This window comes from Paenibacillus uliginis N3/975 (genome assembly GCF_900177425.1).
Classification (GTDB): Bacteria; Bacillota; Bacilli; order Paenibacillales; family Paenibacillaceae; genus Paenibacillus_AQ; species Paenibacillus_AQ uliginis.
The window spans coordinates 436,271-448,157 of sequence record NZ_LT840184.1; the positions used below are offsets into that span (position 1 = coordinate 436,271).

10 protein-coding genes are annotated in these 11,887 nt (G+C 49.9%); 5 read left to right on the plus strand and 5 right to left on the minus strand.

Annotated features, from left to right (window positions below; all coding sequences use genetic code 11):
• Positions 1–38 precede the first annotated feature (38 nt).
• Positions 39–1,367 (plus strand): PDZ domain-containing protein, encoded by a 1,329-nt coding sequence (locus B9N86_RS01935; RefSeq protein ID WP_208920047.1) that lies wholly within the window; start codon positions 39–41, stop codon positions 1,365–1,367.
• Positions 1,368–1,613: 246 nt separating this feature from the next.
• Here B9N86_RS01935 and B9N86_RS30545 read toward each other — a convergent pair whose 3' ends face one another.
• The 3 genes from B9N86_RS30545 to B9N86_RS01945 all read right to left on the minus strand — a co-directional run bounded on the left by B9N86_RS30545 (position 1,614) and on the right by B9N86_RS01945 (position 4,374).
• Positions 1,614–1,745: a hypothetical protein gene (locus B9N86_RS30545; RefSeq protein WP_280174964.1), complete on the minus strand. Its 132-nt coding sequence runs from the start codon at positions 1,743–1,745 to the stop codon at positions 1,614–1,616.
• 536 nt (positions 1,746–2,281) lie between these two features.
• Positions 2,282–2,929: a response regulator gene (locus B9N86_RS01940; protein ID WP_208917531.1), complete on the minus strand. Its 648-nt coding sequence runs from the start codon at positions 2,927–2,929 to the stop codon at positions 2,282–2,284.
• Between the two features lie 275 nt (positions 2,930–3,204).
• On the minus strand, positions 3,205–4,374 hold the full coding sequence (locus B9N86_RS01945; protein ID WP_208917532.1) for a sensor histidine kinase: 1,170 nt from the start codon (positions 4,372–4,374) through the stop codon (positions 3,205–3,207).
• Between the two features lie 193 nt (positions 4,375–4,567).
• On the opposite strand from B9N86_RS01945, the gene B9N86_RS01950 reads away from it, so the two are divergent.
• From B9N86_RS01950 to B9N86_RS01960, 3 genes are read left to right on the plus strand one after another with little or no spacing between them, the layout of a single operon-like run.
• The gene (locus B9N86_RS01950) at positions 4,568–5,503 is read left to right on the plus strand and encodes an ABC transporter ATP-binding protein (RefSeq protein WP_208920048.1); all 936 of its coding nucleotides are present in this window, start codon (positions 4,568–4,570) and stop codon (positions 5,501–5,503) included.
• Positions 5,504–5,546: 43 nt separating this feature from the next.
• The gene (locus B9N86_RS01955; RefSeq protein ID WP_208917533.1) at positions 5,547–6,716 is read left to right on the plus strand and encodes an ABC transporter permease; all 1,170 of its coding nucleotides are present in this window, start codon (positions 5,547–5,549) and stop codon (positions 6,714–6,716) included.
• The gene (locus B9N86_RS01960) at positions 6,709–7,866 is read left to right on the plus strand and encodes an ABC transporter permease (RefSeq protein ID WP_208917534.1); all 1,158 of its coding nucleotides are present in this window, start codon (positions 6,709–6,711) and stop codon (positions 7,864–7,866) included. The genes B9N86_RS01955 and B9N86_RS01960 overlap by 8 nt, the downstream gene beginning before the upstream one ends.
• A 208-nt stretch (positions 7,867–8,074) precedes the next feature.
• On the opposite strand, the gene B9N86_RS01965 is transcribed toward B9N86_RS01960, so the two are convergent.
• Together B9N86_RS01965 and B9N86_RS01970 are read right to left on the minus strand one after the other, a co-directional pair.
• A complete protein-coding gene (locus B9N86_RS01965) occupies positions 8,075–8,863 on the minus strand; it encodes a flagellar motor protein MotB (protein WP_208917535.1) in 789 nt (262 codons plus the stop codon).
• Positions 8,847–9,641, minus strand: a complete 795-nt coding sequence (locus tag B9N86_RS01970; protein WP_208917536.1) for a flagellar motor protein — start codon at positions 9,639–9,641, stop codon at positions 8,847–8,849. The genes B9N86_RS01965 and B9N86_RS01970 overlap by 17 nt, the downstream gene beginning before the upstream one ends.
• A 201-nt stretch (positions 9,642–9,842) precedes the next feature.
• Between B9N86_RS01970 and uvrB the strand changes: the two genes are divergently transcribed.
• Positions 9,843–11,834 carry an excinuclease ABC subunit UvrB gene (gene uvrB / locus B9N86_RS01975; RefSeq protein ID WP_208917537.1) on the plus strand — a complete coding sequence of 664 codons (1,992 nt, stop codon included), beginning with the start codon at positions 9,843–9,845 and terminating at the stop codon, positions 11,832–11,834.
• Positions 11,835–11,887: the final 53 nt, after the last annotated feature.

The window sequence follows — 11,887 nt, forward strand, 5'->3', positions numbered from 1 at the left end:
TGGAGGAGCGTCTTAAGAGGAAGGAGTGTGACAAGCTTTTGGAAACAGCCAAAGAGTTGCTGTGGCTCGGATTGGATGCAGGATTACAGCTGTTAATGCAGCCGTTTTATTATATTTCTATTATTTTTATTGCATTGCTTTATCGCAGACAGGTACTTTTGGAGCGTAAGCTGTTTCATGTACGTCTAAATGGTTGGGGAATGCAGACGTGGAGAACATTTCTTGGAGGGCTCGTTGCCGGGATTGCCGTTTCGATTGTAATGGCCTTTCTCGGAATATCCCTCACCTTTGCAGCCGTCATATGCATATGGGTAACGGCGCTTGTACTGATGCTGTTCCGGGTGAGATTTTTATGCTTTGCCTATTCCATAGGCGTGCTCGGTATAATCCAGTTCGTATTAAGCTGGTTTCCTGAGTGGCAGCCTGAGGGTCTGCTGGGGAGTGCGATAACTACGATAAGCAGCCTCGATATTCCTGCACTGCTTGCTTTAGCAGCTGTGCTTCACTTTGCAGAAGCGGCGCTTGTTGTACTGCAGGGCTCGAAGTTTGCAACACCGCTGTTCCTGGAAGGGAAGCGGGGTAAACTGGTGGGCGGTTATCACATGCAGAGCTTCTGGCCGCTGCCACTCTTCCTGCTGATACCGGCTTCCGGTGGCAGCATGGTATTGCCTTGGACGCCGTTCTTTGGCGGTGAGGCTTGGAGCGGCGGGTTCAGTATGCTGGTGCTGCCCGTACTGATCGGCTTTGGAGAGATGACACACAGCATGCTGCCACGGCAGAAGGCTGCAGTTACATCCAAGAGACTTGTTGTTTACAGTGCTGTGGTACTTGTACTGAGTCTGCTTGCCGAGTGGTGGTCGCCGCTTATGATTATCGCTGCTATTGCAGCACTGGTCCTACATGAAGGACTGGTCTGGTACAGCCGTAACGAGGAGAATGAGAGGAGTCCCGTTTTTGTTCATCCATCGCACGGTTTACGTGTACTGGCAGTGCTGCCGGGAAGTCCTGCGGATGAGTTGGGCATATTGGCAGGTGAGACGATTCTTAAAGCGAACGGGACACTTGTTCACAACAAGGAACAGCTGCATGCTGCGCTCCGCCAGAATTCGGCGTTTTGCAAGTTGGAGGTTCAGAATCATCAAGGTGAGAGCAAGTTTATGCAGCGGGCGATATATGCCGGTGACCATCATCAGCTCGGAGCCATCGTTGCACCGGACCCAGACGACAACTTGTCGGTGAAGTTGAAGCCACTTAGCGTGTTTGCTCTTCTTGGGATGAAGCTGAACGTGAAGAATAAGGTGGCTGCCAATCCTGGGCAGACGAAGGCCGATTCAACGCCGGACAAGCCAGAAACGGTCGAGGTTTAGAATGGGTCAGAATAAGACTTAATGGAATCTAAAAAGCGATCTTCCTCGTTTATTACGAAGGAAGATCGCTTTTTTAGTGATTTAGCTTAGCTATAACAATTATACATCACTACGCGTATGAACCTTCGCTCGTGTAGAATGCCACTTATTCATATCATCCTACAGGGTTTGGGGTTGATCGCCGTCATGTAACAACGTACCTCTCTAGGGGCTGCGCGCGGTACAAATGTTGTATAAAATGCAACTTTATTTCGTCATACAGCGGCGAAGTCCGGATTGTTGTATTCCATACAACAATCCGGATAGGAAATCATCGATTTTCCTCTTTACAGGATGAATTGCTGTAGAATCTACAACAATATCAGTAGGTTCAGTCATTTTGCTCTTCCAAAGTTGTATGTTATACAACAGTTACTTATCACATCATGCTATCGGTGGAGTTGAGGGCTAGAGAAAGTCGGCTCATCCTGGTTATCGTCTTTGGAGGATTGTACACATGACCGAGCAGCTGAGGCTAGAGGTTCAGTTGCAGTGAAATAGCTTACCGTACCGCTAAAAAAGGGACTCTCATGTGAGAGTCCCTTATGGTACAATATGGCTTGTATAGCACAATTTGTGGTGGGTATACACAAGCCTCCAGGAGGGGGTGATGTGTATGAACTTCTCTTTTTCCGATGTCATCATTTTTGCGGCATTTGTTGTCGCTTTACTGACGTATATCGATTCAAAAAAGAAGTAACCCGCCACAGGTTGAAGGCCTAACGGGTTACTTCTCACGATTCATCTGAGGAGGTTATCCCACCACAAATGCTGTACTTTGGGAGCAGCTGGCCGGCTGCTCCTTATTTATTGTTATCTTAGCATATGAAGGAATATACCTCAAGTTACTTCAACCTCTGTTCCGCAGGCGATCCCTACACCTTTTTCAAATAGAAAATGGCGATTTGCGTTCGGTCCCGTAGACTTAGCTTCCCTAAAATTTCGGTTACATAGTTTTTAACGGTACCTTCGCTCAGGAACAGCTGGGCTGAAATTTCCTTGTTCGAAAGGCCGTCTGCAATCAGGGAGACGATATTTTTCTCAGCTGGTGTGAGACCATAATGGTCCAGTGCAGCAGGCTCCGTCGGAGCGTTGTGTGAGGTCGGCCGGAGCATCCCGGTCAGCTTGCGGGCGATATCGGGATGAATGAGCATGTTGCCGTCATGGACCGTCTTGATGCCTTGAATGATCCGGTCCGGTGGAATGTTCTTGAGCAAATAACCGCTGGCACCGTTTTGCAGCGCTTCGACGATATAATCGTCGTCGTCAAAGGTGGTCAGCATCAGAACCCTCACATCCGGGAACCGCTCTCGAATCCGTTTGGTTCCTTCGACGCCGTCGCATACCGGCATCCGGATATCCATCAACACGACGTCTGCCCTAGCCCCGCCCTCAAGCAATTCCAGCGCCTCGGCTCCATGAGCAGCAGCTCCGATAACCTCCACTTCAGCATCCATGCCGACTAACAGTTTCAAGCTTTCTCGGATAAACGGGTCATCGTCCACAATCAGTACAGATATCATATGAACACTCACTTTCTATCTTATCATCAAACAATATAGATGATTTAAGAAAAGAATTATGCTGACTAACGAAGGGGGCGGAACAATTCTGGAGAAGCGGAGCGGTCGCTAAAAGCTTTCCATAGGAAAGCTGCTTCGGAAGCATATGCTGTCCCCGGATTTCAACCGCAAGGCGGTGTTCATCAGGAAATCGGGGGGCAACAGCGATCGTAAGAATGTTCCGAACACGTAGTTGTTGACAGCAATAATATTTTCTAAATCATTTATACTCTTCCCTACACAATCTCGCTCTTCCGGTAAACAGGCAGCCGCGTGATGACGGTAAAAGGCGTCTGCCGGTGGATCTCCAGTGTCCCTCCGATGACTTTGGTACGCTCCAGCATACCGCTAAGCCCGATGCCCTGTTTTCCGATCCCGGAGCTTTCCACAGCTAAGGCTTCTTCGGCTGCGACCTCCCCGTTGTTCGAAACCTCCATACAGATCTCGTGATCCCCATAACGGAGAAGTACATCCACCTCGTCTGCATGCCCATGCCTGATCGCATTCGTAATGGCTTCGCGTGCATTTTTGTACAGGACAACCTGCTGGCTCGGGTACAGTGGATACGACGCGCCCTCCACAAGAATACGGGTCCGGATTCCGGTTTCACGTCCAGTTTCTTCAAGCAGGCGATCCAAGGAATAAGCATCTGTCAGCTGCCTGCCTGGATTCATTCGTTTGACCGCAGACCGCATTTCATCCATGCTGGCCCCGATTTGATCACGGATCTGGTATAGCAGCTCCATCCCACGGGCATTATCCTGCGGCACGGTGTGAATAGCCGCCTCCATCATCATTTTTACCCGAATCAACCGGTGTCCGATGTCATCATGAAGCTGCCTGGAAATCCGGCTCCTTTCCTCAGCCTGCGCGGCGCCTTCTACCTGGTGGGCGAATTGCTGCATTCGGCTGCGGGCCTCTTCCAGTTCGAAATGTTTACGTTTAAGCTCATCGTACAGCCGCAGTGTTTCCTCTCGGCTTCCCGAAGTGTTAACCAGTATGCCGATGAATACAGCGATTAGGATCAACAGGAAATTGGCAGAGATAAGCCATAAGACATCGTAACCCTGAAGTGATACATTCAGTACCAGGAAATGGATGCCGAGGAGGATGTACCGAAGCGGTACATTGGACAAGACCAGATACGTGCAAGCGGTCGACAAAGAGATAAAAACCATCATCAAGCCGTACTGTTGGCACAGCCAACCCGAGATAATGAACTCCAGAAAAGCTGCGGTGATGATGACCGGACTTGCATTGAAGTAACGGCCAAGCACCGCCAAAGCAAGAAATAACAGGATAAAGAGGGTGTACTGGTCATAATGGTCGATTCTGTCCACATATAGCCCTGCGGCAGCGGGGAGGAGAATAAGACCAAAACGAAGTGAGGTCAGTGAATAACGCATATATGAAAAGACATCCTTTTTCCATGAAATAGGACCTATATTAGTTCGCTTCATTATAGCACAACGCGTGCTTCTGTCAGAGGTGACTTTGGTCACCCGAGAGGATGACTTAATCTACCTGCGGAGGAGATTCTGATCCGGTACAATAAAATCAAGAAAATGGAAAACGGAAATCAGAATGGAGCGAAGAACAATGGCATTCTTACAAATGAACGATGTGGTCAAACGCTATGGAAGTAAGCTTTCAGTGGATCACTTGAATCTGACCATAAACGAAGGCGAAATCTTTGGACTGCTTGGACCCAACGGGGCCGGCAAAAGCACGACGATCAATATGATCTGCGGACTGCTCAAAATCGATCAGGGCAGCATTGAAGTGGACGGCATCTCCATTATGGACCGACCACTGGAAGTTAAAAAAAGAATTGGACTCGTCCCTCAGGATCTTGCGCTGTATGAGACAATGTCCGCTGCCGACAACGTGTCCTTTTTCGCCAAGTTGTACGGTCTCCGGGGAAAGCTGCTGAAAGAACGGGTAGAAGAGGCGCTGACGTTTGTTGGCCTGCAGGACCGGGCGAAAGATGCACCCTCGACCTTCTCCGGCGGCATGAAGCGGAGATTGAACATCGCTTGTGCCTTAACCCATCATCCGAAGCTGATCATTATGGACGAGCCGACCGTCGGCATCGATCCGCAATCCCGAAATCATATTTTGGAATCCGTAAGAAAGCTTAATGAAATGGGCTCTACCGTAATTTATACCAGCCACTACATGGAAGAGGTTTCAGCGATCAGCGACCGTGTGGCGATTATGGATAAAGGGCATGTGATTGCTTTTGGCACCCAGCAGGAACTGAGAGAGCGGGTCGCCCATGAAGAGAAAATCGTGTTGACTGCCGAAGGCATCACACCAGCCATGGTAGATGAACTGACCATACATCCCCGAGTGTCCCGGGTTCATCGGGATGAGCGTGTTCTGGAGATCTATCTGCCGTCCGCGCAAAATGACCTGCAGGATGTTTTGTTTATTTGCAGCAAGCATGAGGCGGTTATCCAAAGTATCCAATGCGAAGAACCGGATCTTGAGACGCTTTTCCTCAGTCTGACGGGTCGGACGCTGCGCGATTAGATTTCAAGGTTGAATAGGGGACAATGCGAAGGAGGGAACCACAGTGAATATAAGAACCATTACATGGTTTGAACTGAGAAGAATGTTTCGTAGCCGGGCGGTAGTGTTTAACCTGTTCCTGCTGCCGATGTTATTGATCTTTATATTGGGTACGGCGTTATCAAGTTTTTTCGGCGGCATGGAGGACTATGTCCCTGAGCAGGTGAAGGTGGGAATCATCGGCGTGGAGTCCGGCGAGTCGCTTCCATCAAGCTTTAGGACCTTTATCGAGGCGCCAGAGATTGCAAAAGTGCTAGTTCCATCCATGGGACTTACGCAGAAGGAAGCGGAGAGCAAGCTCCGCACAGGCGGTATTGACTTTGCCGTCACGGTACCGGAGGACCTTGATACTCAGATCTTTTCGGGGGGGAAAGTCCAATTGGAAATGCTCCTTGGAAAAAACCGCACGCGCAATTTGATTGCGGAATCGATGTTCGGCGCTTTTATGGATGAGGCCAACAGTAAGCAGGCGCAGGCCGTTATTGTGGGACCGCAAGTGCTTACGAACAGCAGCTCCGCTGTGAACGAACGCCCTTCATATGTAGAAACCGGCAAGCTGAATGACCAAGGCGAGACTTACTCGGCCGTACAGTATTATGCCGCATCGATGTTAATAATGTTTCTGCTGTACTCGGGTTTAACTGCGAGCAACAGCTTATTTTCGGAAAAAGAAAATCATACGCTGTATCGGCTGCAGTCGACACCGGTCTCTAGCGCGACTATTTTTGGGGGCAAAATTCTGGGATGCAGCGTTGTGACGGTGATGCAAGCCATTCTGATCGTTGTAGGCTCTAGCTGGATGTATGGCGTAAATTGGGGGGACCATGTCTGGCTGTTAATGCTGGTATGTGTTCTGATTACGATGACTTCCATGACCATTGCGATCATAGTTTCGCTGGTTACCAAAACTGCCTCGACGGCAACCGCGATTATTCAAGCTGTGGTCATTGCCATGACATTCCTGAGCGGAGGATTTACGCCGCTTCCGGTGGATTTCATTCAGGCTTTAGGTGAGTTCACCGTGAACCATTGGGCGCTGCAAGGAATTCTGCGCATGATGCTAAACGCAGAGTTATCTCAAATTTTAACGTGTGTCGGGGTCTTGGGCGCAATCTCGCTCGGTTTATCTGCCGCGGCTATGATCGCTTATCGAAAGGTGGGTTACCATGCATAGTCTTACCATCGCTTGGCAGATGATCAAACGGACGCTAGGCCGTAAAAAAGGCTGGATGTCCTTTGTTATCATTCCATGTGTCGTCGTTACAGCAGCTGTAGCGCTCCTCGGAAATGAAGGGACGACCAGCATAACGATCCCTTACATGAACTCGGATACCGGTCCTGCGGGCAAGCACCTGATAGAGGAATTAAGTCGCACGAAAGAGTTCATTATGAAGCCAATCAGTTCGGAAGAGGAACTCAAGCAGTCCATCATCCGGCAAAAAGGGAAGATCGGCATTATGATTCCAGAGAACTTTAGTGAGGCTCTTCTGGCAGGAGACACACCCACAGTAGAATTGTATGAGCTGTCCAGCAGCGAAGCATCCTTTATGGTCAATACGACGGTAAATGGAACGATCGGACGCATGGGGGATGCTGCCACCGTCATCCGCAATGATGCTGATAAGAATCAGGATCCACAGGCTGCATTTGAGGACATATTGAATCAGACGCAAAAACACCAGGTTGAGGCCGTCAGCACGGATATGGGGCTGTACGCCAAGCCGGGTCTGAACAACGTAACGGGTTTTACTCTCATGTTCATGATGGGGCTCATCTCCAGTGCAGTTATGCTTATCGTGGAAGACCGGAGAATGCGCACCATGTCACGTATCTTTACCGCTCCGGTTCGCTCGTATCAAATTGCGCTTGGGAACTTTCTCGGCAGTTTTGCTTTAGGTGCTTTACAGGTTCTGTTCGTATTAATCCTGACAAAATATGTGCTTGGTTATGAATATGGTATTCCGTTTTTCATGCACTTCTTAACCCTGACAGCGTTCATGCTCGTCGCGATGGGCATAGCTAGTACCATTGCAGGGCTGATCCGCAATCCTCAAAATGCCGGGATGCTCAATTCCTTGATCATTACACCGACGTGCATGCTTGGTGGCTGTTTCTGGCCGCTGTCGATCATGCCGGATTTCCTGAAAAAAATCGCCAACTTCATTCCTCAGAAATGGGCAATCGAAGCGGTGGAAACGGCTGCTTCAGGTGGTACGCTGGCGGATATCCAACTGCCGCTGCTTATCCTGGGTTTGATGGCGGTTATCCTGCTGGGATTAGGCTCCGTAATTCTGCGACCTAGCGAAACGAGTGTAAATGCGTAAAAGATGATCCGCCGGAGCAGGTTTCCTTGAACAGAGGAATCTACCGAAGGAGTCTAAGGTTTTAACAATACAAAAAGGATCGGTTCTCTAAAAAAGAGGACCGATCCTTTTGCAATCATATTGAATTTCATTACTCGCAGAAACGGCTGCAATCTTTATAAGGATGGCAATGCCGTTTCTTCTTGGTTATATACGCCTCGATCTACGTCTACTGTCGCAACTGTCTCAATACCGTGATTTCAACCCGGCGGTTTTTCTGCCGCCCCTGAGCGGTAGTGTTATCGGAGGCGGGACGGGTGTCGGCATACCCTGCATATTGAAAGATGTCAGGGCTCAGTTTGCTCACGTCGAGAAAATAACGCAGTACCGACATGGCACGGGCACCGGAAAGCTCCCAATTATCTTTATAGAAGGGACCTGCAGGTACGTTGTCAGTATGACCTTCGATGCTGACCGTTGTATTGAGATCACGGAACAGACTGGCGAGCTTGCTGAGCACCGGATCAGCACCTTCTTTCAGCTCAGCTTGACCGGGATCAAACAGGAAGCGGTCGCTGAGCGTGATTGCAATGCCCTGAGGCTCATCCGAAATAAAAATGTCGTTATGAAGTTGATTGTCCTGCACATATTGTTTAATTATATTCATGAACTCCGCGAGTTCTTCCTCCTGCTTCCGGAAGGCGAGCTCCCTTTCGGTCATTGGTTCGGGGTCCTTCTCTCCGGTAGCTGCTGGCGGCGGGTTCTTGTGTTTCTCGGTGTCCGCCGTGCCTGTTAGGCCGGATCCCTGCTCGAGGATGGAGTCTCCGCTCCGGAAGGTGGATTGTAGAGAATCGGTGACAAGCTTGTACTTTTCAGTATCCAGTCGGCTCATGGCATACATGACGACAAAAAAGATCAGCAGCAGTGTGATCAGATCGGCATACGTGATCATCCAGCGGTCTCGCTGGTCGCCGCCAGCGTTCTGCTTACGGCGGCGTTTTCTAATCGGCTGTCTCATGAGCCGTCCCCCTTGCTTCTGGGATAATGGAGAAGCCGGCAGAAGCATAAGAAGCCAGCTTCTTGCGCACGAGAAGTGGGTGTTCCCCGTTCTGTACCGCTAAAATACCTTCAAGCAGAAGTTCCATATTCTGAATTTCTTCTTCACCACGTGCTTTAATTTTGGATGCAATGGGAAGAAAGATAATATTGGCACTTGCGACACCGTACAGTGTGGCCGTAAAGGCGACGGCAATAGAGGGACCGAGCTGTGTCGGATCCTGAAGATTACCGAGGACATGGATCAAGCCCATGACGGTACCGATAATTCCCATCGTTGGGGCGTAGCCACCGGCAGACTCAAATATTTTGGCGTGATTTTCGTACTTCAGCTCAGTTGCCTGAATCTCAAGCTCAAGAATTTGCTGAACGAGCTCGGCATCGGTACCGTCGACGACCATCTGGATTCCTTCCCGCAAAAAAGAATCGGGGTGATCTGAAGAAACCTGCTCTAGGGCGAGTACGCCATCCCTGCGGGCGACAGATGCCATGCTCACGATGTCATCAATAAGCCCCTGAGAAGAACGGTTCCGGTGTCCGAAGGCAATTCGGAGACCTTCCGGAATTTTACGTAGACGGGAGGCGGGGAAGCTGATCATGACAGCGGCAAAGGTGCCACCAAATACAATCAGCGCAGCGGTAGTCTGCAGCAGTCCGCTGATATGTCCTCCTTCCCATAAGAAACCTCCGATTAATGCGACAAGACCGGCTAATATTCCGATAACGATAGTAATATCCATAGCACTGAACCATCTCCTTTATATATGAAAATTGTATATATAGTGTTTGCATAGAAAAAACGAAGAGAGTATAATAGTAGGGGAACACGCATTCTTATTTATTGGATGTTTAGGGATGAATTTCCCTTCCATATATTATCGGGAAAATTCGACATAACCTTTAGTATACCTATTCTAGACGATAAGGGTGATATTGGACAAATGAGCGATATCGTTGTCAGTACCAAATCCTTCGAAATTGAGTCGGAATTTCAGCCTCAGGGTGACCAGCCCAGGGCGATTACCGAATTGGTTGAGGGGATTCAAGAGGGCAAGAAGCATCAGACACTGCTTGGCGCTACCGGAACGGGAAAGACATTCACGATCGCGCAGACCATTGCCAAGTTAAACCGGCCTACGCTGGTCATTGCGCATAACAAGACACTTGCCGCACAGCTGGCAAGCGAGTTTAAGGAGTTTTTCCCGCACAACTCTGTTGATTATTTCGTGAGTTACTACGATTACTATCAGCCGGAAGCTTACATTCCGTCCTCGGACACGTACATTGAGAAGGATTCAAGTATTAATGAAGAGATCGATAAGCTGCGCCACTCCGCAACGAGCTCACTGTTCGAGCGGCGGGACGTTATTATCGTGGCTAGTGTATCTTGCATATATGGTTTGGGTTCACCGCAGGAGTATGGAGAACTACTGCTCTCTTTGCGGGTAGGTATGGAGAAGCCGCGCAATCAGATTTTGTCGCGGCTTGTTGATATTCAGTACCAGCGAAACGACATTAACTTTGTGCGCGGCACGTTCCGTGTGCGGGGTGATGTCATCGAAATCTTCCCGGCATCCAAGGGAGAGCATGCCGTCCGTGTAGAATTGTTCGGTGACGAGATCGAACGAATTACCGAGATTAACGTTCTGACCGGGGAGCTGGTTGGCGAGCGCGAGCATGTTGCGATCTTCCCGGCATCTCACTTCGTTACCCGGGAAGAGACAATGCGTGTTGCACTTGTCAATATCGAACGGGAGCTGGAAGAGCGTCTTGAGGTACTGCGTGCCGATGGCAAGCTGCTGGAAGCGCAGCGGTTGGAACAGCGCACGCGTTATGATATCGAAATGATGAAGGAAGTCGGCTTCTGCTCCGGTATCGAGAACTATTCCGGACCGCTAACGTTCCGGGAGCCAGGGGCAACCCCGTTTACTCTGATGGACTATTTTCCGGATGACATGCTGATTGTTATCGATGAGTCTCATGTGACGCTGCCGCAGATCCGGGCGATGTATAACGGTGACCGTGCACGTAAAACCGTTCTGGTGGATCACGGTTTCCGTCTGCCATCGGCACTGGACAACCGGCCGCTGCAGTTTGAGGAGTTCGAGGATAAGGTCAACCAGATTGTATATGTGTCTGCGACCCCGGGGCCGTATGAGCTGGAGCACTGTGACACCATGGTGGAACAGATTATCCGTCCGACAGGGCTTCTTGATCCGCTGATTGATGTAAGACCGTCCGAAGGACAGATTGACGACTTGATCGGTGAGATTCATGAACGGATCGAACGCGATGAGCGGGTGCTGGTGACAACGCTGACGAAGAAGATGGCAGAGGACTTGACCGATTATTTGAAAGAGATCGGAATTAAGGTCCGCTACTTGCACTCCGATATTAAGACATTTGAGCGGATGCAAATTTTGCGGGATCTTCGCCTCGGTACATTCCACGTGTTGATAGGTATTAACCTGCTAAGAGAGGGGCTTGATCTTCCGGAGGTGTCCTTGGTTGCGATACTGGATGCTGACAAGGAAGGCTTCCTCCGCTCGGACCGATCGCTGATCCAGACGATCGGTCGGGCGGCGCGGAACTCGGAAGGTCGGGTTATCATGTACGGTGACAAGATCACCGACTCCATGGATAGAGCGATTAAGGAAACGGAACGTCGCCGCAGCGTCCAGGAGGAGTATAACGAGAAGCATGGCATTACGCCGCAAACGATCCGCAAGAAGGTTCGCGACGTAATCGAGGCTACGAAGGTAGCCGAGAGCAAGGCGGATTACCTGACAGGTGCCGCCGGCAAGATGTCCAAGAAAGACCGCCAATCGGTGATCGAGCGACTGGAAGTCGAGATGAAGGAAGCTGCCAAGAATCTTCAATTCGAACGGGCAGCAGAGCTTCGCGATGCACTGCTTGAGCTGAAGGCTGAATAATTGACATTGGAATTGGCAGACCACCGTCTTTATAAGGACGGCGAAGCCGTTTC